The 24,457-nt window shown below is 73.8% G+C and carries 22 protein-coding genes; 15 read left to right on the forward strand and 7 right to left on the reverse strand.

Features of this window, described 5'->3' with window-relative positions:
- Positions 1-27: 27 nt before the first annotated feature.
- From ACMCNN_RS13005 to ACMCNN_RS13015, 3 genes are all read right to left on the reverse strand, one after another.
- Entirely contained in the window at positions 28-2,190 is a 2,163-nt protein-coding gene (locus ACMCNN_RS13005) for a glycosyl hydrolase (protein ID WP_412746450.1), read from the reverse strand.
- Positions 2,187-2,987, reverse strand: a complete 801-nt coding sequence (locus ACMCNN_RS13010; RefSeq protein WP_412746451.1) for an HlyD family efflux transporter periplasmic adaptor subunit — start codon at positions 2,985-2,987, stop codon at positions 2,187-2,189. Before ACMCNN_RS13010 ends, ACMCNN_RS13005 begins: the two co-directional genes overlap by 4 nt.
- A 122-nt stretch (positions 2,988-3,109) precedes the next feature.
- Positions 3,110-4,714 (reverse strand): glycosyltransferase, encoded by a 1,605-nt coding sequence (locus ACMCNN_RS13015; RefSeq protein ID WP_412746452.1) that lies wholly within the window; start codon positions 4,712-4,714, stop codon positions 3,110-3,112.
- A 462-nt stretch (positions 4,715-5,176) separates the two neighbouring features.
- Between ACMCNN_RS13015 and ACMCNN_RS13020 the strand changes: the two genes are divergently transcribed.
- From ACMCNN_RS13020 to ACMCNN_RS13055, 8 genes are all read left to right on the forward strand, one after another.
- Positions 5,177-5,491, forward strand: coding sequence for a type II toxin-antitoxin system PemK/MazF family toxin (locus ACMCNN_RS13020; protein ID WP_412746453.1), 315 nt, complete (start codon positions 5,177-5,179; stop codon positions 5,489-5,491).
- A 131-nt stretch (positions 5,492-5,622) separates the two neighbouring features.
- Positions 5,623-6,963 (forward strand): PP2C family protein-serine/threonine phosphatase, encoded by a 1,341-nt coding sequence (locus tag ACMCNN_RS13025; RefSeq protein ID WP_412746454.1) that lies wholly within the window; start codon positions 5,623-5,625, stop codon positions 6,961-6,963.
- An 11-nt stretch (positions 6,964-6,974) separates the two neighbouring features.
- Complete coding sequence (locus ACMCNN_RS13030) at positions 6,975-7,400, forward strand: DUF1810 domain-containing protein (RefSeq protein WP_412746455.1); 426 nt, start codon at positions 6,975-6,977, stop codon at positions 7,398-7,400.
- Between the two features lie 47 nt (positions 7,401-7,447).
- On the forward strand, positions 7,448-8,383 hold the full coding sequence (locus tag ACMCNN_RS13035) for an FAD-dependent oxidoreductase (RefSeq protein WP_412746456.1): 936 nt from the start codon (positions 7,448-7,450) through the stop codon (positions 8,381-8,383).
- Positions 8,384-8,563: 180 nt separating this feature from the next.
- Positions 8,564-9,262: a DUF1775 domain-containing protein gene (locus ACMCNN_RS13040; RefSeq protein WP_412746457.1), complete on the forward strand. Its 699-nt coding sequence runs from the start codon at positions 8,564-8,566 to the stop codon at positions 9,260-9,262.
- An 89-nt stretch (positions 9,263-9,351) separates the two neighbouring features.
- The gene (locus tag ACMCNN_RS13045) at positions 9,352-10,194 is read left to right on the forward strand and encodes an alkaline phosphatase family protein (protein ID WP_412746458.1); all 843 of its coding nucleotides are present in this window, start codon (positions 9,352-9,354) and stop codon (positions 10,192-10,194) included.
- Position 10,195: 1 nt separating this feature from the next.
- Positions 10,196-11,425, forward strand: a complete 1,230-nt coding sequence (locus tag ACMCNN_RS13050) for an MFS transporter (RefSeq protein ID WP_412746459.1) — start codon at positions 10,196-10,198, stop codon at positions 11,423-11,425.
- Positions 11,422-12,453 carry a TolB family protein gene (locus ACMCNN_RS13055; RefSeq protein ID WP_412746460.1) on the forward strand — a complete coding sequence of 344 codons (1,032 nt, stop codon included), beginning with the start codon at positions 11,422-11,424 and terminating at the stop codon, positions 12,451-12,453. The genes ACMCNN_RS13050 and ACMCNN_RS13055 overlap by 4 nt, the downstream gene beginning before the upstream one ends.
- Positions 12,454-12,459: 6 nt before the next feature.
- On the opposite strand, the gene ACMCNN_RS13060 is transcribed toward ACMCNN_RS13055, so the two are convergent.
- Entirely contained in the window at positions 12,460-13,848 is a 1,389-nt protein-coding gene (locus ACMCNN_RS13060) for a sulfatase-like hydrolase/transferase (protein ID WP_412746461.1), read from the reverse strand.
- 184 nt (positions 13,849-14,032) lie between these two features.
- Between ACMCNN_RS13060 and ACMCNN_RS13065 the strand changes: the two genes are divergently transcribed.
- Positions 14,033-14,488: a glycosyltransferase gene (locus ACMCNN_RS13065; RefSeq protein ID WP_412746462.1), complete on the forward strand. Its 456-nt coding sequence runs from the start codon at positions 14,033-14,035 to the stop codon at positions 14,486-14,488.
- Positions 14,489-14,658: 170 nt separating this feature from the next.
- Here the strand turns inward: ACMCNN_RS13065 and ACMCNN_RS13070 are convergent, their stop codons facing one another.
- Entirely contained in the window at positions 14,659-15,570 is a 912-nt protein-coding gene (locus ACMCNN_RS13070) for a 5'-3' exonuclease (RefSeq protein ID WP_412746463.1), read from the reverse strand.
- A 129-nt stretch (positions 15,571-15,699) separates the two neighbouring features.
- Here ACMCNN_RS13070 and ACMCNN_RS13075 point away from each other — a divergent pair, with 129 nt between their 5' ends.
- Together ACMCNN_RS13075 and ACMCNN_RS13080 are read left to right on the forward strand one after the other, a co-directional pair.
- Positions 15,700-17,106 (forward strand): ferric reductase-like transmembrane domain-containing protein, encoded by a 1,407-nt coding sequence (locus ACMCNN_RS13075; RefSeq protein WP_412746464.1) that lies wholly within the window; start codon positions 15,700-15,702, stop codon positions 17,104-17,106.
- 12 nt (positions 17,107-17,118) lie between these two features.
- The gene (locus tag ACMCNN_RS13080) at positions 17,119-17,715 is read left to right on the forward strand and encodes an FMN-binding protein (protein ID WP_412746465.1); all 597 of its coding nucleotides are present in this window, start codon (positions 17,119-17,121) and stop codon (positions 17,713-17,715) included.
- 57 nt (positions 17,716-17,772) lie between these two features.
- On the opposite strand, the gene ACMCNN_RS13085 is transcribed toward ACMCNN_RS13080, so the two are convergent.
- Entirely contained in the window at positions 17,773-18,666 is an 894-nt protein-coding gene (locus ACMCNN_RS13085; protein ID WP_412746466.1) for an SCO6745 family protein, read from the reverse strand.
- A 12-nt stretch (positions 18,667-18,678) separates the two neighbouring features.
- Positions 18,679-19,767 carry a hypothetical protein gene (locus ACMCNN_RS13090; protein ID WP_412746467.1) on the reverse strand — a complete coding sequence of 363 codons (1,089 nt, stop codon included), beginning with the start codon at positions 19,765-19,767 and terminating at the stop codon, positions 18,679-18,681.
- Between the two features lie 245 nt (positions 19,768-20,012).
- Here ACMCNN_RS13090 and ACMCNN_RS13095 point away from each other — a divergent pair, with 245 nt between their 5' ends.
- From ACMCNN_RS13095 to ACMCNN_RS13110, 4 genes are all read left to right on the forward strand, one after another.
- Positions 20,013-21,128: a uroporphyrinogen-III synthase gene (locus ACMCNN_RS13095; protein WP_412746468.1), complete on the forward strand. Its 1,116-nt coding sequence runs from the start codon at positions 20,013-20,015 to the stop codon at positions 21,126-21,128.
- Positions 21,125-21,361, forward strand: coding sequence for a hypothetical protein (locus ACMCNN_RS13100; protein ID WP_412746469.1), 237 nt, complete (start codon positions 21,125-21,127; stop codon positions 21,359-21,361). Before ACMCNN_RS13095 ends, ACMCNN_RS13100 begins: the two co-directional genes overlap by 4 nt.
- Positions 21,362-21,385: 24 nt before the next feature.
- Positions 21,386-22,087: a sirohydrochlorin chelatase gene (locus ACMCNN_RS13105; protein ID WP_412746470.1), complete on the forward strand. Its 702-nt coding sequence runs from the start codon at positions 21,386-21,388 to the stop codon at positions 22,085-22,087.
- Between the two features lie 215 nt (positions 22,088-22,302).
- Positions 22,303-24,456, forward strand: coding sequence for a molybdopterin oxidoreductase family protein (locus ACMCNN_RS13110; protein WP_412746471.1), 2,154 nt, complete (start codon positions 22,303-22,305; stop codon positions 24,454-24,456).
- The last annotated feature ends 1 nt before the right edge of the window (position 24,457 follow it).

The following is a 24,457-nucleotide window of genomic DNA, read 5'->3' on the forward strand; positions in this document are numbered from 1 at the left end:
GACGCCCGGCTCGACCCGCCACCCGGATCAGCCGCCCGCGACGGCGCTCACCCGGCGCGGATGGTCGGCGCTGCCGAAGGCGAGGCTGCCCAGGGGGGCCACCACGCCCGGCTGGGGCGGGCCCAGCTCGTTCAGCACGTCCACGTAGTAGCGGACCAGGCCGCGGCTGGTGCCCGGCTCGCGGGGGACACCCGCGTCGAGCCGGGCGAGGGCCGCCTCCGGGTCGGCCACCGCGAGGTCGGCGGCGAACAGGTCGCCCCAGATCCGCGGCGGTCCGCCCACCGCCGCCCGCAGCTCCTGGTCGCGGGCCGCGGCGGCCGCGGGCGACGCCCGGTACAGCGAGCCGAAGGTCAGCGGCAGCAGCTGGATGCCCAGCACCGACTCGGGGCGCGGGTCGAACCAGGTCGCGTAGTCCACCTTCGCGTCCCACACGATGCCCGCCGTGGTGTGCGCGTACCCGGCCAAGCGCTGCTGGTCCTCGCCCAGCCAGTACCGTCGCGCGGTGGCCGCCTCCATGGCGTAGTGGGTGGCGCCGAACTCGGTCAGCGCCGGATCGTTGCGGACCTGACCCCAGCGGGTCACGGCCTCCCACGCGGCCACCGCCTCGCTGGACGACTCCTGGTTGTTGCCGTCCGCGAACGGCGCGAACCCCGAGGCGGCCGAGCTGCCGAGGTAGGCGTTGAACGACCGGAACGGCGGGAACCCACCGCCCGCCTTGGGCACCGCCCGGCTGCCCGCGAAGTCGCGGACGACCAGGTCGACGACCCCGCCGTAGTCGCGGGCGAAGCCGGGGTCGGCCGTGCCCAGCACGGCGGCGGCGCGGACCAGGTAGCCGTACTGGAAGTGGTGGTCGTTGTAGTCCTGGCTGCCGAACTCGGCGGGCACGGCGATCAGGCCGCCCCAGCTGCGGTCGTAGCCGAGGTACCGGGCGTCGGCCGGCCCCGAGTAGGTCAGCCAGTCGACCAGCTGGGGCCTGAGCCGCTCCAGCGCCGCCTGTTGCTGGCCGGTCGCGCCGATCGCCCGGGCCACCTCCGCGATCGAGGCGAGCCGCCCCAGCTCCTTGAGCCCGAAGTAGCTGCCGCCCGCCCCCGGCTTGTCGGCCAGGTCGCGGTCGAGGTCGGCGAGGACCGCGCGGCGTTGCTGCGCACCGACGTCCACCCGCGGTACGCCGGTGAGCAGGCCGGGCAGCGGCACCCGCACCTGCACCCGGTCGGCCTCGACGAGCGAGAGCGTGCCCCGGGCGTCCGGGTACGTGCCGGCCAGTGGCGCCGGGCCGGGCACCAGGCCGGCACGCTGGTGCGGCAGCAGCGCCCACAGCCCGCGCGGGCCGGACGCCCGGGTGGCGGTGAGGGTCTGGGTGACCGTCCCCGAGGCGGCGTCGTACGCCATCGCCGCGGTCGTGTTCACCACCGGGTCGGCGGCGGCCGTGACGGCCTTCTCCCAACTCGCCGGGTCCGCCCCGTCGGGCACCCGGGCCACCGCGACCCGGGGGTCCTTGGCGGTCAGCGTCGCACCCGACAGGGTGAGGCCCGAGCCGAGGACGTCCCAGCGCTGCCCGGCGATGTCCAGCCGTGCGAGCCCGCCGCTGCTGCCCAGGTCGCGGACGGCCCCACCGGCGGTCAGCCGGGCCGTGGTGCCCCGGAACCGCAGCCAGGTGACCGGGCTGCCGGACATCACGGTCAGCTCCACCGTGCCGCCGCCGGCCAGCGCGACGCGCAGCACGACGTGGAACGCGCCGTAGCCGATGACGCTGGTGGTGCCGGCGGCGTCGGTGCTCAGCGCGGGCACGAACGGCGTGGTGATCGCGTTCGCGCTGGCCGTGACCGGTGCGCTGCTGATCTGGGCCCCGACGCCGGTGACCCGCACGGCCAGCGGGTGTGCCCACATCGGCTGGGTGCCGGGCCCGGTCAGCGCCGAACTCCACCACTGGTTCGTCGGCAGCGCCTGCCCCTGCAGGTCGGGCGCCTGGGCCGGGGCCCTGGTCGGGGTCGCGGCGCCCGGCAGGGTCGCGGCCACGCTGCCGCGACCCGTGCCGTCCGGAACGGCGATCCGGCTGTCCGCGGCCGCCTCGGTGACCGGACCGGCGGCGGCCGCGCCCGGTGCGGCACCGCGGGGCGCGGTGCCGCTCTCGGAGGTGCAGGCGGCCAGGAGACCGACCACCAGGATCGCGGTGAGCAGGCGGCGGATCACGCGCTGTTCACCGCCGGGGTGTGTCCGACCGCGGTGGTGGTGTCCACGACCACGTCGAAGCGCAGGCCGGGGACCAGGGTGCGGACCGTCTCCAGATCACCCTGCGCGGGTTTGAGCACCACCGTGATGAGGCCCCTGGGGTCGGCGGGCGCCGCGATCGTGGTCACCTTCGGCTCCACCCGGTCCAGTGTGGTGGTGATGCGGCTCGACAGGCCCGGACCGTCCACGTAGGCGGTCATGCCGAGTCGCAGCCGGCGCAGGACCTGCGCGGGCACGTCGACGACGAAGGACATGGCGGCCGGGTCGTACAGAGTGATCACCGGCTCGCCGCCGCGCGCCACCTGACCCTGGGCCACGTTGATCTCACTGACCAGGCCGGTGGCCGGTGCCCGCAGCTGCTCGATCCGCGGTGGGCTGCCGGGGACGGTGGTGATGGCGAGGCTGGCCAGCCGGGCGCCGCCCGCGACGGCGGAGCCGTCCCGCACGTACACCTGCTCGACGATGCCCGCGGCGGCGGAGCCGACGGGGATGGGTTCGGCGGTCAGCACGGCCGTGCCCGCGTCGACGAACGCCCGGTCGGCCAGGCGCTGCCGGACGAGGTAGGTGCCGCCCACCGCGGCGGCGCCCAGCAGGATCAGCACCACGACGGTGGTGCGGACGAACCGCAGGGCCCGCCACAGGCGTGGATGACGCGGACCGGTACGCGGGGGTGTCGCGGTCGGTTCGGCGTTCTCGGTGGCGGCGTCGTCGGCGACGGGGGCCTGATCGAGTCCGGTGTCGCTGATGATCGTGCTCATGACAACGTCCTTCTTGGCCGGACGAGCGGCCCGGCCGGGTGGTCGGGGTGAACGGCGGCCCGCAGGCACCGTTCCGGGGAGGGGGTGGGACCCCGGGTGGCGGCGCTGCCGCCCGGGGCGTCTCAGGCGGCGCTCGCGCCGGCCGGCACCGGTGTGGTCGCGCTGACACCGGTCTGCCGGGGGAGGGCGGGCGCCGGGGGCGGCGGGCTGTGCCGGATGCGCCCGCCGGTCACCGACTCGACGATCATGCGGCCGAGGATCAGGACGATCATGGTGGCCCATCCCACGGAGAGCCAGGTCGGCGGCGGGTCGGCCATGACGATCAGGCCGACCGCGATCGCGGTGACGTTGAGTACGAGCAGCGCGACGTGCGGCATGACCGCCCACAGCGAACGGGTACCCGCGCCGGCGGAGTTCGTCACGCGCCACGTGGCGGGCTTGTTGCGCAGCACCGCCCACAGTGCCCGCAGGTGCACCGGGGCGGCGCCGATGCTGGCCACGATCGCGGACGGTTTGAAGCCGCCGGACTGCAGCCAGGTCACCAGCAGCACCGTCGCCTGGAAGGGCAGGTAGTGGGTGGCCCACACGACGCCGTCCGCGCGGATCGGACTCAGCGCGAACAGCAGGTACAGCGCCGGGAACAGCATGAACGTCATCATCGCCAGGGACAGCAGGTAGTGCGTGCCGCAGAACAGGTACTGCAGCCGCTGGTCGAGGGTCAGGCCGGTGCCGCGCTTGAACAGCCGGCCGCGCAACAGGATCTCGAACCCGCCGCTGGCCCAGCGCAGCTGCTGCTTCAGATACGACGACACGTCGTACGGCGCCAGGCCGCGGGCCAGCACCTGCGGCACGTAGATCGACTTCCAGCCGCGCTTGTGCAGCTGGATCGAGGTCCAGATGTCCTCGGAGTTGCTGCCGGTCCAGATGCCGCCGATCTCGTCGAGCGCGGCGCGCCGGAACATGACGTTGGTGCCGACGCAGAAGGCCGCGTTGAAGTAGTTCTTGCCGGGGCAGACCAGCTCGTAGAAGATGCGCTGCGCCTCGGCGGAGCCGGAGGCCACGAGGTTCACCGGGTTGGTGTATGACTGCGGCGACTGCACGAACGCCACGTCCGGGTCGACGAAGTGCGGCAGCACGCTGAGCAGGAACCCCGGCTCGGGTACGTGGTCGGCGTCGAAGATGACAGCGAACTCACCGCCGGTCCGGGCCAGTCCGGCGTTGACGTTGCCCGCCTTGGCGTGCTGCCCGCCGGGGCGGCGGAAGTAGCCCGCGCCCTCGGCGGCGGCGATGTCGCGCAGCTCGTCGCTGTCACCGTCGTCGAGCAGGTACGTGGAGTGCGGCAGGTCCATGGCGACCGCGGCCCGCACGGTGCGCCGGACCAGCTCCGGCTCCTCGCCGTACGCGGTGATGAAGACGTCGATCGGGGGCACCTCGGCGCCCGCCCGCAGCCGGTTGCGCCAGACCGTGACGTCGACGGGCTCGCTGCGGTCGTCGTGGGCCAGGATCGTCCACCAGGTGCCGATGAGGTGCAGCGCCGTGAGTCCCTCGGCGGTCAGCATCGCCAGCCACAGCCAGGTGGGGCCGCGATAGGCCGGGTTCAGCAGGAACAGCTGATAGAAGACCGTGGCGACCAGCGCGCCGATGATCGCCACCCGGGTGGAGCGCTGCAGTGGCCGCCAGGCCAGTGTGGCGCCGGGTCGGCTCGGGGGTGCTGAGGGGGCCGGCATGTCGAGCTCCTGGGACATTCGGGAGGGGCGCCCGGGGGTTCGTGCGCCACCAACCAGCGAACAGGAATCTCCGGGCATTCGCGAGCCGTGCGACACACATTTCTTTCAGGTGACATTGATCGATCTATTCAGCCTGTTTTCGGGCGCGTGAACAAAGGCATCGTCGAGTTCGCACCGTCCCTCCAGGACCCGAGGATGACCAGCGCATACGTCTCTGACATTGACGTTAAGGTGAACCGGTGAGTAACAAATTTTCACGACACGGCGCCCGCTGTCCGTGAGGCAGCTAACACAGAGATCCGGGTCGGCCGGAACACAGTTTCCCCGTACTGGAAACATGCATTTAATCGAATGTCCGCCGAGGTGTGATGCGGGCCGCGGCGAGCGGCGCGGGCGGGCCCGCGCAGCCGATGATCTGCCCGGCGGTACGCTCACCGGCATGGCCGCCGGGACCCTGCCGCGATGAAGCGCGGCGAGATCTGGACGATCGGCAACCGCACCGACCTGCGCTACCGCGTCCTCGTCCTCTCCGCCGACAGCTACAACGAACGCTCCAACGCCGCGCCGTTCTGTGCCCCGATCGTGCGCCAGCGTGGCACCACGGAGTTGCCGCCCTACGCGGTGGCCCTGACCGAACAGGACCCGATCACCGGCGTGGTCGTGGTCAACCGGATGCGGCGGCTGCCGGCGGACGTCGGTGCGGAACGTATCGGCATGGTGACCGGAGCCAGCATGGCCCGGCTCGCCGAGGCCGTCCGCGAGCTGTTCGAGATCTGAAATCCGTCCCCCGGTTGGGTGATCGGCGGGCAGGACCCACCACAGGTCGACCTTGCCTGCGTGAAAGGGGGATGTCGGCGCGGTCCGCACAGGCGTAGGAAATAAGCCGATACCACCGAGGCGGGAGGGGCATGAGAGGCGCTCACACGTACGCGGGGCCGGCGGACACCCGGCCCGCCGGCTGGCACCCGGCCGCGGAGCCGCCCCGCGCGAGCTTCGAACGGGCGGCCGTCGGCGTCGCCGCGGTGCGCCGCCGTGAGCCGTGGCTGGCCACGGTCCAACAGGTGCTCGACGCCATTCCGGGCGCCGCCGCGTTCCTCGCGCCGGTCCGCGACCGCTCGGGCCGTCTGGTGGACCTGGTCGTCGCCGCGGCCACCCCCGAGGCGGTCGGCCCGAGCGGGCGCCAGGGTGCCCAGCTCGTCGGCGCGCGCGCCGCCCGGTCCTCCCCGCAGACCCTGACCAGCGACCGGTGGCCGGTCTACCAGCACGTCCTCGACAGTGGTGAGGCGGCCACGGTCGGCCCGTTCGACCACACCGGCGGCCGGTACTCGGTGCGGGTGCACCGTCTCGGCGACGGGCTGTTGATGACGTGGCTACGCCACGACGCGCCCGAGCGGTCCGTCACCGCCGAGCTGCGCCTGGCCCAGATGGAACGCGAACTCGCCGAGCATCGCCGCGACCTGGCCGCCGAGCACGAGATGGCCGCCCGGCTGCAGCACATCATCCTGCCCATTCCGGAGGGTCCGATCGAGCTGCCCGGCCTGCGGGTCGCGGTGCGCTACCTGCCGGCGGGTCAGCAGAGCCGGGTCGGCGGCGACTGGTACCACGCGGCCGCGCTGCCCGACGGCTCGGTGCTGCTGGCGGTCGGCGACGTCGCCGGGCACGGCACCCCCGCGGCCACGTTCATGGCCCAGTTGCGGCACGCGCTGCGCGCGCTGGCCGTGACCACTACGGACCCGGCGCACCTGCTCGGACACCTGAACCGGCTCACCTGCGATCTGGAGCGGGAGAACCCGGAGATCTCCGCGACCGCGGTCATCGCCCGCTACGAGCCGCAGCGCCGGGTGCTCACCTGGGCGCAGGCCGGGCATCCGCCGCCGGTGTTCAGCCACGCCAACCGGGCCGCCGCGCTGGAGCGCCCGCCCGGCCCGGTGCTCGGTGTGGTCGAGGACGCCCGCTATGTCAACGCCACGCTGGAGCTGGACTACGGCGACATGCTGCTGTTCTACACCGACGGGCTGATCGAGGACCGGCAGCGCAGCCTCGACGAGGGCCTGCAGGACGTGATCGCCACTGTGGACGAGGCCGTGGCGGCCTCCTCCACCCATCCGCTGATCGAGCTGTTCGACCGGTTCCGCCGGCCCAACCCGGAGGACGACACCTGCATCCTGGCCATCCGGCCGCTCACCGGCCTCACCCGCGACCTGCGGCGTTTCGCCATGCCGCACATCGCACCCCGGCCGGCACCGTAGTCTCACCCGGTGTGAGGCATGACCTGGCGCGCTTCACGGCCGCCCAACACGATGTGTACGCCCGGGCGCTGGCCGAGCTGCGGGCCGGCAGCAAGCGGAGCCACTGGATGTGGTTCGTCTTCCCCCAACTGGCCGGGCTGGGCACCAGCCCGACCGCGCAGCGGTACGCGATCTCCTCACTCGACGAGGCCCGCGCGTACCTGGCCGATCCCGTGCTGGGCCCGCGGCTGGCCGAGTGCGCCCGCGCCCTGCTGGCCGTCGAGGGACGCTCCGCGAACCAGATCCTCGGCTACCCCGACGACCTGAAGCTGCGCTCGTCGATGACCCTGTTCGCGCAGGCGGCCGACGACCCGCACCTCTTCCAGGCCGTACTGGATCGCTTCTACGACGGCGCGCCGGACCATCGCACCCTCGAACTGCTCGGCCGCGCCGGTTAGGCGACAACGGTTGCCCACCCGTGACCGGGATACGGCAGCATGGGCGGATGGCGGACGTCATCGTGCTGGGCGGCGGCATCATCGGGCTGACGGCAGCGGTACGGCTGCGCGAACGCGGCGCCACGGTCGCCCTCTGGTCGCCCGACGACCCCGCGGCCACCACCTCCGCGGTCGCCGCGGCCGTCTGGTATCCGACCCACATCGTGGGCGGCCCGCGCGTGCTGGCCTGGGCCACCGCCACGTACACGGAATTTCGCCGGCAGGCCGCCGCCGGGGTGCCGGGGGTGATGCTGCGCGCCACCCGCAACCTGGAATGCGGCCCGGACACCGGTCCACCGTGGTGGGCGCCCGCCGCCGGGACGGTGACGTACGCGCCGGCGCCGCCACCGTGGACGCGCGAGATCCGGTTCGTGGCACCGCTGGCCGACATGCGCAGCTACCTGCCGTGGCTGGTGGAACGCTTCGTGGCCGCCGGGGGCCGGATCGTCCGGCGCGGCGTGCGGCACCTCGACGAGGGCCTGGTCGAGGCGCCGGTGGTGGTCAACGCGACGGGCCTGGGCGCCGCCCGGCTGTGCGGCGACCCGGCCCTGCACCCGGCACGCGGCCAGGTCGTCCTGGTCGCCAACCCCGGACTGGACACCTCGGTACGCGCCGCGGGTGACCCGGGCACCTACGTGCACCCGCGCGCCCACGACGTGGTCCTCGGTGGCACGTGGGACGTCGACGAGTGGGACACCCGGCCCGACCCGGCGGTCAGCGAGGCGATCCTGGCCCGCTGCGTCGCGCTCGTGCCGCAACTGGCCGGCGCACGGGTCGTGGGGGAGCGGGTCGGCCTGCGCCCGGCCCGGCGCGGCGGCCCGCGGGTGGCGGCGCAGCGCCGTCCGCTGGGGACGGTGGTGCACGCGTACGGTCACGGCGGTGCCGGGATGACGCTGTCCTGGGGCTGCGCCGACGAGATCGCCGCGCTGGCCCTGCCGGCCTGAGGTCGCCCGAGTTCGCCCGCGATTCGTCCGGTGATCTTTCCGGCGGTGAGCAAACTCGCGGGAACTTTCCGGCGTACGGTGCCGACTGTGTGATCGGTGGTTCCGGCAGTGGGGCCGCCAGGATCTGGAGAAGGCGGGTCAGGGGTGCGCAGCAGGTTCCGGTTGATGACGGTTTGTGCCATGGCAGGTGTCGCCGTGCTGGGGGTGGCCGGTCCGGCGCTCGCCCACGTGGAGGTCAGCGCCGACAAGAAGCAGGCGGGCGCCACCGACGTGACCCTCACCTTCACCGGCGAGGCGGAATCGACAAAGGCCGGGATCGTCAGTGAACGGGTGGTGCTCCCCGAGGGCATCGCGCCGGCCGACGTGTCGCTGGTCAAGGCGCCGAGCGGGTGGAAGTACACGGCGAACCCGGACGGGTTCACCGTCGGCGGCAAGGCCCTGCCGGTGGGCAAGGACGCCGAGTGGAAGGTCAAGGTCGCCAAGCTGCCGGACGGCGAGACCCGGCTGTCGTTCAAGACCCTGGAGAGCTACAGCGACGGCACCGTCGACCGGTGGATCGAGATCCAGGAGCCGGGCGAGGCGGAGCCGGAGAACCCCGCGCCGCTGCTGACCCTGCAGCCCGCGTCCAAGACGGCCGCGACCAGCCAGACCCCCGCCGCCCCGGCGTCGGCCAGCAGCGCCCCGGCGCCCGTGGCCTCCGCGTCGAGTGGGGCCGAGGTGCCGACGGGCGTGACGGCGTCGTCCGTCGACGCCGACAAGGGGGGCAGCGCCCCGATGTGGTGGATCTGGCCCGTGCTGGTCGTCGCGGTCGTCGTCGCGGCGGGTGCGGTCGTCGTGTACCGGCGGCGTGGCGACGCGGGCGGGGACGTCGGACAATAGATAGACGTTCATCTATTATTTACATGACGTATAGACGTTCGTAACAATGTGTTCAGGCTGACGTCGGGGGCGCCGCACACGCTGCGCGCATGTCCGTACAGCGAATCGGGGCCGCGATCGCGGCCACGGTACTCGTCGGCGTCGGCCTGAGCGCGGCGTCCCCGCAGGCCCGTGCGGCCACCGCCGTGCCGGCCTTCGACCACATCGTCCTGGTGATGTTCGAGAACAAGTCGGCGTCCCAGATCACCGCGTCCAGCGCACCCTACTTCACCTCGCTGGCCGCCCAGGGTGCCGCGTTCACCCAGTCGTACGCGATCACCCACCCGAGCCAGCCCAACTACATCGCCCTGTTCTCCGGCTCCACCCAGGGCGTCACCAACGACGACTGCCCGAAGTCGTTCACCGGCGCGAACCTGGGCGCCCAGCTCATCGGCGCGGGACGCAGCTTCACCGGATACTCCGAGGCGATGCCGTCCGACGGCTACACCGGCTGCGACAGCGGCACGTACCGGCGCAAGCACAACAGCTGGGTGGACTTCACGAACGTCCCGGCCGCCGCCAACCGCACCTTCGCCGCCTTCCCGGCCGACTACAGCACACTGCCCACGGTGGCCTTCGTGACCCCCGACATGTGCAACGACATGCACGACTGCTCGATCGCGACCGGCGACGGGTGGCTGCGGCGCAACCTCGACGGGTACGCCCAGTGGGCCAAGACCCACAACAGCCTGCTCATCGTCACCTTCGACGAGGACAACTACCTGGCGCTGAACCGCATCCACACCACCTTCGTGGGCGCCCACGTCACCCCCGGCTCGTACAGCGGCAAGATCACCCACTACTCGGTGCTGCGCACCATCGAGGCCGCGTACGGCCTGCCCGCGCTGGGCGGCGCCGCCGGGGTCACACCCGTCACCGACATCTGGAACTGACGTGTACCTCGCGACGGTCGACCGCCCCACCGGGGTGGTCGACCGGACCAGACGCGTCGCGCCCACCGTGCTGGCGCTCGGCGCGGTCAGCCTGGTCACCGACGTCTCCAGCGAGATGGTGACCGCCGTCCTGCCGCTGTACCTCGTGACCGTCCTGCACCTGAGCCCCGCCGGGTACGGCCTGATCGACGGCCTCTACACCGGGGCGACCGCACTGCTGCGCCCCGTCGGCGGCTACCTGGCCGATCGGGCGCGCCGCCGCAAACTGCTCGCCACGCTCGGGTACGGCCTGTCCGCGGTCGCCAAACTGGGACTGCTGGCCGCCGGGCCGTCCCTGGCCGGCCTCGGCGCCGCGACCGTCGCCGACCGGGCCGGCAAGGGCCTGCGCACCGCACCCCGCGACGCCCTGATCACGCTCGCCACCCCGGCACCCGACCTGGGCCGGGCGTTCGGTGTGCACCGGACCATGGACAGTGCCGGTGCGTTCGCCGGTCCGCTGGTCGCGCTCGGTGTCCTCGCCGCGTCCGGCCAGGCGTTCGACGCGGTGTTCGTGGCCAGCGCCTGCTTCGCCGCGGTCGGTGTCGTCCTGCTGGTCCTGCTGGTGCGCGAACACCGGGGCCCGCGCCCGAGCCCCGCCGCCGTCCACCCCCGCGCGGCCGTCGCGCTGCTGCGGCGGGGACCGCTGCGGCCGGTGCTGCTCGGCGCCACCCTGCTCGGCCTGAGCACGATCGGCGACGGCTTCGTCTACCTGCTGCTCCAGCGCCGTACGGGCCTCGCGGTCGGCTGGTTCCCGCTGCTGGCCGTCGGCACCAGCCTCGCGTACCTCGTGCTGGCGGCGCCGCTGGGCGCCCTCGCCGACCGGGTCGGCAGGCGCCGGATCCTGCTGTCCGGGTACGCCGCGCTGCTGGCCGTGTACCTGCTCCTGGCCGCGCCGTGGACCGGCCTGCCCGGCCTGATCCTGGTCCTCGTCCTCTACGGCGCCTTCTACGCCGCGACGGACGGCGTCCTCATGGCGGTCGCGGGCCCGCTGCTGCCGGGCGAGCTGCGCACCACCGGGCTCGCGCTGGTGCAGTCCGGTCAGGCGCTGGCCTATCTCGTCTCGTCGGTGGCGTTCGGGGTGGCCTGGCAGTACTGGGGCGCGACAGGCGCGATCCGGGTGACCGCCGCGGCGGCCGCGGTCACCTTGAGTGCGTCCGCCGCCCTGCTGTTCGCGCGGAAGCCCCGCCGGTGACGCCCGCGGGGGAGCCCGTGCACCCCGCGCTGCGGCGACTCGCCACGGCCCGGACGCGGGTGCTGACCGCGGTGGCGCTGTCCGTGGTGCTGCTGGGAGGCGCCGCGGCGTACACGATTGTGGCCGGCCGCCACGCGGCAGGTCCCGCGGCGGCCGGGGTGCCGGTGGACGCCGGGCCGGGGGACCGGCTGCTCGTGCGCAGCACGGCCGCCGGCAGCTACGGCCGGATCGCGACCGTCGACCGCGCCGCGCCGGCCGGCCCGCGACGCGTCTCGGGGGTCTCCTGCGACCGCGTGTACGCGGCGGCGGGCACCGTGGAATGCCTGCGCCCGGACGGGCCGCTGGCCACCTACCAGCTCGCGGTCCTCGACGCCCGGCTCCGCGTACGGTCGGAGTATCCGCTGGTCGGCGTGCCGAACCGGGCGCGCGTCGCCCGCAGCGGGCACTGGCTGGCGTGGACCGTCTTCGTGGCCGGCGACGGCTACAACGGCGGCCGGTTCTCGACCCGCGTCGGCATGCTGGACACGGCCACCGGCGCCACAGTGGACACCCTGGAGGACTTCACGATCATCCGGGACGGGCGGGCGTACCGGTCGGCGGACGTGAACTTCTGGGGGGTCACGTTCGCCGACGACGGGCACTTCTACGCCACCATGTCCACCGCCGGGCGGCGCTACCTGGTCGCGGGCGACCTGTCCGCGCGTACGGTGCGCACCCTCGCCACGAACGTGGAGTGCCCCTCGCTGTCGCCGGACGGCACCCGGGTGGTGTTCAAGCAGGCCCGTGGGGGCGATCCGGCACGGGGATGGCGGCTGACCGTGCTCGACCTGGCGACGCTGGCGCGAACCCCGCTGGCGGAGACGCGCAGCGTCGACGACCAGGCCGCCTGGTTCGACGACCACACCGTCATGTACGCGGTCCGCCGCGGCACCCGCGCGGCCGACGTGTGGGCCGTGCCGGCCGACGGGACCGGGCAGCCCTCCATGCTGGTGCCCGACGCCGAGTCCCCGGCCGCGCTCTGGCAGTGACGCCGGTCACGGGCAGGCGCGGCCCGTGCAGGTGCGCTGGGTGGCCAGCGCGGCGGCCAGGGGTGCGATCGCGGGATCGTTGCCCGGGTTGCCGTCGCGGAACAGGTTGGTGAGCTGCCACGGGTCGGTGGCGAGGTTGTAGTACTCCCGGTCGAGCACGGTGCCGTCGTCGCGGTAGATCTCTGTGTACTGGTACCGACCGGCCACATGCGTCGCCGCCCAGCTGGGGATGCCCGCGCCGTTGGCCGGGTCGCGCCAGTACTCGAACAGCAGCCGGTCGCGGCCCCCGGCGGCCAGCAGGTTGCGCCCGTCGTAGGAGTAGCTCGGGGTGAGCCCGGCGGCGGCCAGGGCCGTCGGGGTCAGGTCGATGTTGGCGGCCAGCCGGTCGTCGCGCGCCGCCGGCAGGTGGCCGGGCCAGCGCATGTAGAACGGCACCTGCTCGGCCTGCAGGTACGGCATGAACTTCTCCAGCAGCTTGTGCTCGCTGAAGAACTTGCCGTTGTCGGAGAGCAGGAACACCAGGGTGTTGCTCTCGCCGAGCGCGTCGAGATGCCGGTGGATCGCGTCCACCGTGTCGTCGACAGAGCGCAGGGTGCGCAGCATCGCCTCGCGCGTCGCCGCGCCCTGCTGCAGCGTCTGGTTGAAGTTGCGCACGTACGCGGGCTTGTCGGAGCGGTCCGTCTCGGCGACCGCCGGATTGCCCGACCACGGGTACGCGATCGTGGCGTACTTCGGTTCGGGGGTGAACGGCGCGTGCGGCGCGGTGAACCCGGCGTAGATGAACCACGGCGTCGCGTCGGTCTTCTCGTACGCGTCGAGGTACCGGTTGACCTGCTCACCGATGAAGGTGGTGCCGTACGGCGCCCGGGTGTCCCTGCCGTCGACGATGAACTGGGCGTCGTTGTAGCCCGCCCCGAGGGCGAAGTTGTCGAAGTACGGCGGCCGGGTGCGGATGTTCCAGTCGTTGAAGATCTTGCCGACCGCGGCGGTGCGGTAGCCGGCCGCCTTGAGGTCGTGCTGCAGCGTCTTGGCGTGGTCGTAGTTGCCGATGCCGGACTGCTGGGTGACCCGGGTGTTGTGCGCGTACCGGCCGGACAGGATCGAGGAGCGGCTCGGGCAGCAGGACGGGGTGGTCACCACCGCGCTCGGGAAGTAGGTGCCGCCGTCGGTCATCCACGCGGTGGCCTTGGGCATCACCCAGGTCATGCCGGTGCGCGCGTCGTCCATGAGCAGGATCAGGATGTTCGGCCGGGTGTTCGGTGCCTGCGCGGTGTTCGGTGCCTGCGCGGTGTCCGGTGCCTGCGCAGTGCCCGGGGCCAGTCGGGTGTCCGCGGCCGGCGCGGTGGCGGCACCGGCCGGTGGGGGACCGGTCAGGGCGGCGGCGCACGCGGCCACGGCACAGCCCACCGCGACCCGGCGCGAGATGTGCGTTTTACTTCCTTTTTGCGCCGAATTCACCATAAAAGCCATTGTTGCAAAGTCGGGCGTCCGCCGGTAGCAGTCCGGGTACCCGGACCTTTGCGCAGGTGTTTATGGGCGCCTGAGGTCGCATTGAGCTTCAGGGCCGAACGTGAATGGCATGACCACCACCGTTGCGAACCTCATCGCCGCCCCGCCCGTCGTCGTCCCGGCCACCGGCCCGAGCGCTGTCGACTTCACCGTGATCATCCCGTTCCACAAGCCCGGTGTCGCGCTGCGCCAGACCGTGCAGCGGCTGACCGAAGTGCTGCACGCACAGAACATCACCTTCGAGGTCATCGCCGTGTCGGCGGGCTGCATCGACGGCACCGTCGCCACCCTCGAGGAGCTGCCCCACACCCGGCTCATCGCGAGCCGCGACATCCAGGACAAGGGTGCCGCCCTGCACGCGGGCTTCACCGCCTCCACCGGCGCGTGGATCGGCATCGTCGACGTCGACGGCGACACCGAGATCGACCCGTACGAGGTCGTCGAGAGCCTGCACCTCGCCCGGGACCGTCACGACCTCGCGGTTCGTGGCCCCGCCCTGGTCTGCCGGGAGCTCGTCAACGTTTGATCCGGGCCTGGTGGGGTCCGACCGGGGTCCGGGTCACGTCCGACCCGGGCCCGGGCGGCTCGGCCACCGGCAGCATCCGATCCGGGTCCGCGCGGCTCGGCCAGCGAAGTATCCGGCCCGTGCCCCGGGAGGGCTCAGCCGGCGAAGATGTTCGATCCGGGCCCGGCCGCTCAGCCGGCGAGGGCGTCCACCAGACGGCGGGCCGAGCCCGCCAGGTTCCACCGCTCGGCCAGCGTGAGCAGAGCCTCCGGAGCGACCGGAGCGGTCGGTAGCGCCGGCTCGAAATCGGGCAGTTCGACATCCCGCGCCACCCGGCACACCGGCAGTGCGGCCGCCAGGTAGTCGCGGGCGCCGACCAGCTTGGTGCGCAGGCCGGGAGCGAAACCCGCCGCCGGATCGTCCAGGGCGGCGAGGATCTCCGGAACCCCGCCGTAGCGGGTCACGAGCCGGGCCGCGGTCTTCTCCCCGACGCCCGGCACGCCGGGCAGGCCGTCGCTGGGATCACCGCGCAGGGCGGCGAAGTCCGCGTACCAGCGGGCGGGGACGCCGTACTTGGCGGCGACCGCGGCGTCGTCGCTGTCCTCCAGCTTGGCGACGCCCCGGCCGCAGTAGAGCAGCCGGACCCCGCGGGCGTCGTCGACCAGCTGGAACAGGTCCCGGTCGCCGGAGACGACCTCGACCGGGGCGGGCTGGGTGGCGGCGAGCGTGCCCAGCACGTCGTCGGCCTCGTAGCCGGACACCCCGAACGCCGGGATGCCCACCGCTTCCAGGACCTCCAGCAGCACCGGAATCTGCCGCTCCAGCGACGCCGGCACCTCCTCCACGTCGCCGTGCGCCACCCGGTGCCGCTTGTACGACGGGACCAGCGCGACCCGCCACGCCGGGCGCCAGTCCGCGTCGAGCGCGCACACCACGCGCCCGGGCCGCCGGGTGCGCACCAGCTGGGCCAGCATGTCGAGGAACCCGCGGATCGCGTTGACGGGCTCACCCGCCGCGGTGCGCGCGGCGGACTCCGGGATGCCGTGGAAAGCGCGGAAGTACAGGCTGGGCGCGTCGACGGCGAGCAACGGTCGGTCGGTCACCGCATCACCCTGGCACAGCGGTACGACAACGCCCAGCCGCAGCGCGCCGGGATTCATGATCGACCGGCGCACAGGGAACCCACAGCCTGCACCTAACCCCGGGACAACCGGGCGACCGACGCTAGCTGGGTGACTACGACAGCCGTACCGATGACCGCACCGCCGCAGACCGTGCGCGGCCCGGCGCCGGCCCCCCGGTGGTGGGCCGACCTGGGTGGCCTGGGCGCCGGGCTGAGCCTGCTGGTGGTGACCGCGTTGTGGGTCCGCAACGGGGCCGTGCAGCAGGTCGCCGGCGGCGGCTGGGAGGCGGTGGCCGCGCTGGGCCGGCTGGCCGGGCTGTGGGCCGCCGACCTGATGCTGCTGCAGGTCCTGCTGCTGGCGCGGATCCCGCTGGTCGAGCGGGCGTTCGGGCAGGACCGGCTGGCGCGCTGGCACCGGTGGACCGGGTTCACCTCGTTCCACCTGATGCTCGCCCACATCGTGCTGATCACCCTCGGGTACGCGGGTCCGGTGCACGCCAACGCGTTCGCCCAGTTCTGGGACCTGCTGGTGACGTATCCGGGGATGCTCCTGGCGGGCGCCGCGACCGGGCTGCTGATCATGGTCGTGGTGACCTCTGTGCGCGCCGCGCGGCGCCGGCTGCGCTACGAGTCCTGGCACCTGCTTCATCTGTACGCCTACCTCGGCGTGGGTCTCGCCCTGCCGCACCAGCTGTGGACCGGCGCCGACTTCGTCGGCTCGGCCCCCGCCCGCGCCTACTGGTGGACCCTGTACGCGCTGTGCGCCGGTGCCGTCCTGATCTACCGCCTCGGCCTGCCCGCATGGCGCAGCTGGCGGCACCGGATCGAGGTCAGCCACGTGGTCACCGAGGGTCCCGGCTTGACCTCGGTCTACCTGCGCGGACGTCACCTCGACCGGCTGCCGGTGCGTGCCGGGCAGTTCCTGCAGTGGCGGTTCCTGGACGGGCCGGGCTGGTCGCGGGCGCACCCGTACTCGCTGTCCGCGCCGCCGCGGCCGGATAGCCTGCGGATCACGGTCAAGGACCTCGGCGACGGCAGCGCCCGGGTGGCCGCCCTGCGACCCGGCGTCCGCGTGCTCGTCGAGGGCCCGTACGGAAAGCTGACCGGCGAGTCGTACACCGGTGGACCGGTGACGATGTTCGCCTGCGGGGTCGGGATCACCCCGCTGCTGGCGTTGCTGTGGGAACTGCCGTACCGGGCCGGCGAGGCCACCCTGGTGTACCGCGCCCGCGGCGAGGCCGACCTGGCGTTCCGCACCGAGCTGGAGTGGCTCGCCGCGCACCGTGGCGTACGGCTGGTGTTCCTGCTCGGCCCGCGCGCCGCGCGGCCGTCCTGGCTGCCCGCCCGGTACGCCGAGCACACCGACGTCGCGGCCCTGCGGCAGATCGCCGCCGACATCGACCGCCACCACGTATACGTCTGCGGCCCCGACCCGTGGACCGACGCCGTGCGGGCCGCGGCCCGCGCCGCGGGCGTCCCCGCCGACCGCATCCACACCGAACAGTTCGCCTGGTAACCGGAGGAAAACGTGCGACGCATCACCTTGTGGCTCTTCTCGACCGTCGCCGCCCTGGTGCTGTTGTTCAGCTACCGCACCAGCACCGCGGGCGCGGGCGGCGGAACCGCCCTGGTGGCCGCGGCTCCCGAGGGCAGTGGCACCGACGGCGCCACCAGCGGAAACCAGGGCGCTACGGGCGCGACCGACAGCGCCACCCCGGACTCCGCCTCCGGCTCCGACACGTCCGGCTCCGGCTCCGGCTCCGGCTCGTCCGGTTCCAGCTCGTCCGGTTCCGGCTCGACCGGCTCCGGCTCGTCCGGTTCCGGGCAGGGCGATGCGGTGACCTCCGGGAACAAGACCTACTCGGGTTCCGTGGTGCAGACCCGGTGGGGGCCGATCCAGGTCACCATCTCGGTGTCCGGCGGCAAGATCACCGATGTGGCCGTGCCGACCTACCCGAGCGGCAACCACCGCGACGAGGAGATCAACGCCTACGCGCTGCCCGCGCTGCGGCAGGCGACGATGTCCGCGCAGAGCGCCGACATCGACACCGTCTCCGGGGCAACGGTGACCAGCGACGGCTACCGCCAGTCCCTGCAGTCCGCCTTGGACGCCGCCCGCCTCTGATCCACTCCGGGCGCCGGGCGGCAGCCCGCGCCGGGCGGCGTCGACACCGGGTGGCGCTCAGCGGGACCTGGCGAGGACGTTCTCCGGGTTGAGCATTCCGGCCGTGACGATCGTGCGGCTCAGCGGCCGGGTCAGCTCCGCCAGCCGCGCGCAGCCCGCTTCGCCCAGCCCCGCGTACGCGGGAGCGGCCAGCCGGTCGGTGCTCGCCTCCACCCCGGCGCGCAACGCCCGGCCCTGCTCGCTGAGCGCCGGCGCCGCGCCCGGTTCGCCCTCGGGATCCAGCAGGCCCCGGTCCCGCAGCACGGCGACCGCCCCGGCCCACTCGTCGCGGCTCCAGCCCCGGCTGATCCGCAGGAAGCGTTCCTCGACCTCGCCCGACGCGGCGTGCAGCACCAGCGCCTCCAGCCCGCTGATCCCGGCCACCAGCAGCGCCGCCACGTGCCCGTCGCCGCGGAACTCGCGCAGCAGCATCTGCGCGTGCCACAGCACGGTGTGCGGCGCGTCGGGCCAGGGCAGCTCGGCGTGGGCGGCGTACAACGCCCGGCCGCCCGCGTGCGCCGCGGCGGCCTCGGCGGCCCGCCGGGCCAGCTGCGCGGCCTTGGCGACCTCGGGACCGTGGACCGCCCCGCCCAGCCCGCGCGTCAGGGCGGCGTCGGCGGCCGCCAGCCGTGCCGCCGCCGCGGCTGCCGGGGTGGTCCGGGACCAGGCCGCCGGCAGGGCGCGGGCGATCAGGGCCGGATTGAAGTTGTAGAACGCCGCCGCCACCGGGCCGGGGCCGACCGGTCCGAGCGCGGCGGACCGCGACGCGAAGTAGCCCATCGGCTCGGGAATGCCCAGGGCCGCGTACCGCTCGTGTGCCTCGGGCGCGAAGTAGATCAGGCCGTGCAGGGGCTCGGTGGCTCGCCATGCGAGCCGGGCGGCCTGATCGAGGCCGGTCTGTTCCACTGCCATGCGGTCATGCTGTCACGCCGCCGCGTACGGGGCGACAGTGAGCGCGGACACTCCCGCGACGGCGTCCACGTCGATCCGGTCGACCGCCGCCTCATAGCCGTCCACGGTGAACAGGGCGCCCGCGGCCACCCCGGTGTGTGCCTGCCCGGCCAGCTGCACCTGACCCGCGCCCGCGCCGACGCGTACCCGCATCGGGACCCGGGCCGCCGTGTGCACGTCGAAGCGGCTGACGCCGCCGGTCATCCGTACGGTCAAGGTGCCGTCGGGCCGGGGCAGCGTCAGGTCGACCTGGCTGGCGCCGCCCGCGAGGTCCACCGTGCCGAGCCGGCCCTGCCGCAGGTCGAGGACGCTGAGCGAGGTGCCGCCGGCCACCCGCAGGTCCCACCGCACGCGTGCGCTCAGCGCCACGTCCAGTTCGGCGGGGCCGCCGCCCGCCGCGCGATCCAGCGCGAGCCGGACCCGGCCGCCGTCGTCGGTGACCCGCGGCAGGACGCCGGCACCGGGCGGGGTGCTCACCCGGTACAGGTCGCCCCCCAGGTCGGCGGTGCGCAGGCGGACCGTGGTGGCCGCGTCGACCAGGTCGAGACCGGCCGTGGTGCGCCCGTCGAGCGGTGCGGTCGCGCTGCTCCGCGCCTCGCCGGGATCGCCGCCGCTCCACCGCCCGGCCGGGGCGGCCGTGCCGGCCGACGGCACCGGCCTGTCCGCGCGCCCGATCGCGGCCACGGCGCCGCCGAGCAGCGCCAGCGCGACGGCCCCCATCGCGATGCGGGCCGTCCACCGGCGCGCGCCGATCCGGGGCGTCAGGACCGGTAGTTCGGCGGTGGGCTCGCTCAACAGCTGCGCCACAGGCGGGACCGCGTCCCGGTCGACGGGCTCACCTGCCGGGGTCGCGTGCGGCTCCGCGAAGCCGTCGAGTCCCTCCGGCGGGGCGGCCGCCATGGCGTGCGCTTCGTCGGTTGCGGGTGGATGCTGGACGTTCTCCGGCTCGGTCGGCTCGTCGATCGGCTCGGTCGGCTCGTCGTCGGCGGGCCGCGACAGGGCAGGCGCGTCGTGCGTCCAGTCTGGCGATTCGGCGTCGTGGATGCCGGGCCGTGCGTGCATGGCGTGCCCTCCGATCGTCGCTGCCGCCCGATCGGGCGCCGCCGATGGGTACGGACGCGCCGGGGCGGATCGCTCAACGCCGCGGCGGGCCGGGCGGCCGGTCATGACCGAAACGTGGATACCCGGGGGCTCTGCCCTGTACCGGCGGAGATCACCGCATCAGCATGGTCCCGGTGACATGTGGTTTGCACGTTGGTAACACGTACTACTCCGGCGGGTAACGACCGCTGGGGAGCCTGTTGCCCATGGACGAGCCCGACGGTACGGCCCCGCTGGCCGGTTTCACGGTGGCGGTGACGGCCGAGCGTCGGCGCGACGAGCTGGCCGCCCTGCTGGAACGCCGGGGTGCCCGGGTGGTGCAGGCCCCCGCCATCACGATCGTGCCGCTGCAGGACGACGAGGCGCTGCACGCCGCGACCGCCGCCTGTGTCGGTCTCGCGCCCGACATCGTCATCGCCACCACCGGCATCGGCTTCCGGGGCTGGCTGGAGGCCGCCGAGGGCTGGGGGATGGGCGACGCGCTGCGCGCCGCGCTGGGCCGGGCGCGGCTGGTCGCCCGGGGCGCCAAGCCGTGCGGGGCGATCCGGGCCGCCGACCTCACCGAGGAATGGACCGCGGCCTCGGAGTCCTCCGAGGAGATCCTGGAATGGCTGCTCCCGCAGGGCATCGCCGGCCGGCGCATCGCGGTGCAGCTGCACGGCGGCCCGCAGGCGGAGTTCATCGCGGCGCTGCGTGCCGCCGGGGCGGCCGTGGTGGAGGTGCCGGTGTACCGCTCGGCCCTGCCGCCCGACCTGGCCCCGATCCGCCGCCTCATCGGCCAGCTCACCGCGGGACAGATCGACGCGGTGACGTTCACCAGTGCGCCCGCCGTGCTGGCGCTGATGGAGATCGCGGGCGCGGCCGCACCCGAGGTCCTGGACGTGTTCCGGGTCCGGACCATGGCGGCCTGCGTGGGGCCGGTCACCGCCGCGCCGCTGGTGAAACTCGGCGTACCGGTGTCCACGCCGCACCGGTCCAGACTGGGTGCCCTGGTCAAGATGGTCACGGACGAGCTGCCCCAGCGCGCCGCCCGGATCCGGGTCAACGGCAGCCTGCTGGAGGTGCGCGGGCATGCCGTACTGATCGATGGCCGCCTGCAGCCGCTCGCGCCCGCCGCCATGGCGATGCTGTCGGCGCTGGCCGCCCGTCCCGGCGCGGTGGTGTCGCGGGCCCGGCTGGCCGCGGCCCTGCCGCGCGGTGACGACGGGCATGCGGTCGACATGGCGGTCGCCCGGCTGCGTGCCGCGCTCGGCGCCGGAAAACACGTCGAGACCGTGATCAAACGCGGCTACCGCCTTCGCATCGACGAGGTTCCCGCATGAGCGAGTGCACCGAGCGCAGCGAGGGCCGCGAGGTCATGCCCGGTTGGCTCAGCATGAGCGAGTGCACCGAGCGCAGCGAGGGCCGCGAGGTCATGCCCGGTTGGCTCAGCATGAGCGAGTGCACCGAGCGCAGCGAGGGCCGCGAGGTCATGCCCGGCTGGCTCAGCATGAGCGAGTGCACCGAGCGCAGCGAGGCCATGCCCGGCCAGCACAGCATGAGCGAGTGCAGCTGAAGCCGCCTGCGAGAGGGGTCGTTCATGACGCGTACGGTGCTGGTGGGTGTCGCGCACGGGACCCGGTCGCCCGCCGGGCAGGACCAGATCCGGCGCCTGGCGGCCGAGGTCGCGCTGCGCCGGCCCGGCCTCGACGTGCGGCTGGCGTATGTGGACGTGCAGGAACCCCACGTCGCGGACGTTGTCGCGGCTCTGGGCGGCGCGCCGGCCGTGGTCGTGCCGCTGCTGCTGTCCACGGGCTACCACGTACGCGTCGACATCGCCGCCGCCGTCGAGGGCAGCGCCGCGGTCGTCACCGCCCCGCTCGGCCCGGACCCGGTGCTGGTGGGGCTGCTGGCCCGCAGGCTGGCGGCCGCCGGTCCGGCCGACGCGGTGGTGCTGGCCGCGGCCGGTTCGGCCGATGCCCGCTGGCGCGCGGACGTGGCCGCGGTGGCTCGCGTGCTGCCCGGCCTCCCCCGGATCGGGTACGCCTCCGGCAGCGGCCCGCGGGTGGCGGAGGTGGTCGCCGGGCTGCGCGCCGCCGGGGCCCGCCGGATCGCGGTCGCCACATACCTGCTGGTGGACGGGCTGTTCCACCGGACCCTGCACCGGGCGGGGGCCGACGTGGTCACCGCCCCGCTGGCGACCTCGCGCGGCATCGCCGATCTGGTTCTGCGCCGATATGACGCGGCCGTCTCGGGCGGCGGCGCCGAGTTCCCCGCTGCCGCCCCGGTCGGCTGCCTCTAGCGCACGGCGGCCCGCGCCACGTTGCAGACCTTGAAGAGTTCGGGTCAGCTCCGCACCCGAACTCTTCAAGAACCCGCGCCGACTCAGCCGCGCCCGACGCGGCCGCGCCCGCCCCGAAGTTCTCACAATCGACGATGTGCGGTTGACGGAAGATCTGTACGGCCGCGAAATGACCGGTGACCGGGGCGGTAACAGCGCTCCGTGAGCATTTCGGTGTGAGCACATCACGCACCGTCGAGACGCATTGCCCGTACTGCGCGCTGCAGTGCGGCATCACGCTGAGCCCGCGGCTCGGCGGGGTGGAGCTGCGCCCCGCGGACTTCCCGGTCAACCGGGGCGGCCTGTGCGCCAAGGGCTGGACCGCCGCGGATCTGCTCGACCACCCGGACCGGCTGCTCACCCCCCTGGTCCGCAAGAACCCCGCGGACCGCACCAGCCCGCTGCGCGAGGCCACCTGGGACGAGGCCCTCGACCGGATCGTCGCGGGGATCCGCCGCGCCCGGGACACGTACGGCCCGGACGCGGTCGGCGCGTTCGGCGGCGGCGGCCTCACCAACGAGAAGGCGTACGCGCTCGGCAAGTTCGTCCGGGTGGCGTTGCGGTCCGCGTCCATCGACTACAACGGCCGGTTCTGCATGTCCTCGGCGGCCACCGCTGCCAACCGCTCCTTCGGCGTGGACCGTGGCCTGCCGTTCCCCCTCGCGGACCTGGCCGGGGCGCAGGCGGTGCTGCTGGTCGGCGCGAACCCGGCCGACGCGATGCCGCCGTCCATGCAGTACCTGGACGCGGGCCGGGCGGCGGGCGCGAAACACATCGTGGTCGACCCGCGCCGCACCCCGACCGCGGCGGGCGCCCACCTGCACCTGCAGCCGCTGCCGGGCACGGATCTGGCCCTGGCCAACGGCATGCTGCACATCGCGGTCCGCGAGGGCCTGGTCGACGAGGACTATGTCCGCGACCGCACCACCGGCTTCGACTCCGTCCGCGCCGCGGTGGCCGCGTACTGGCCGGACCGGGTGGAGCGGATGACCGGGGTCAGCGCCGCCGACCTGCGGGCCACGGTGCGCGCGCTGGCCGGGGCCGACTCCGCGATGATCCTCACGGCGCGCGGCGCGGAGCAGCACAGCAACGGCACGGACACCGCCCAGGCGTACCTGAATCTGGCCCTGGCGCTGGGTCTGCCGGGCCGCCCGAACTCCGGCTACGGCACAATCACCGGGCAGGGCAACGGGCAGGGCGGCCGCGAGCACGGCCAGAAGGCCGACCAGCTGCCCGGCTACCGCAAGCTGGACGATCCGGCCGCCCGCGCGCACGTCGCGCGCGTGTGGGGCATCGACCCGGACGAACTGCCCGGGCCGGGCCGCTCCGCGTACGAAATGATCGACCGTCTCGGCACCGACGGCGGCGTGCGCGCCCTGCTCGTGCTGGCCAGCAACATCGCGGTCTCCGCCCCGCACACCAACCGGGTCCTGGAGCGGCTGCGCGCGCTGGATCTGCTCGTCGTCTCCGACATCTTCCTGTCCGAGACCGCCGCCCTCGCCGACGTCGTGCTCCCGACCGCCCAGTGGGCGGAGGAGGAGGGCACGATGACCAATCTGGAGGGTCGCGTGCTGCGCCGCCACCGCGCGCTGCCCCCGCCCCCGGAGGTCCGCACCGACCTGCAGGTCATGGCGGAGCTGGCGGAGCGGTTGGGCCGGGGCCGCTACTTCACAGCGGACGAGCGCGCGGTCTTCGAGGAGCTGCGCCGCGCCAGCGCGGGCGGCATCGCCGACTACGCCGGGATCACCTGGGAGCGCATCGAGGCCGAGCAGGGCGTGTTCTGGCCGTGCCCGGCCGAGGACCATCCGGGTACGCCGCGGCTGTTCGCCGAGTCGTTCCCGACGCCGGACGGGCGGGCCCGATTCCACCGCGTCGAACACCGCGACCCCGCGGAACTGCCCGACCGTGACTACCCGTACGTGCTGACCACCGGCCGGACCATGCAGCACTACCAGTCCGGCAACCAGACCCGCCGGGTCCGCGCCCTGACCACGGCGCTGCCGGACCCGCGCGCCGAGCTGCACCCGGACCTGGCCCGGCGGCACGGCATCGGCGCGGGCGACGTGGTAGAGCTGCGCACCCGCCGGGGCCGCGCGTTCTTCCGGGTCAAGCTCAACGACGGCATCCGGCCCGACACCGTGTTCGCGCCGTTCCACTGGGGCGGCAGCTCCGCCGCGAACGGCCTCACCGATCCCGCGCTGGATCCGCACTCGCGGATGCCCGCTTTCAAAGCCTGCGCCGTGGCGATCGCCCGCGCGGGCGGGCCGGACGACACCGGCCTGCTCACCACGGACGCACCGCGCCTGCCCGACAACGAAAGGGACCGTTGAG

The organism is Krasilnikovia sp. MM14-A1004 (genome assembly GCF_047159485.1).
Taxonomy (GTDB): Bacteria; Actinomycetota; Actinomycetes; order Mycobacteriales; family Micromonosporaceae; genus Actinoplanes.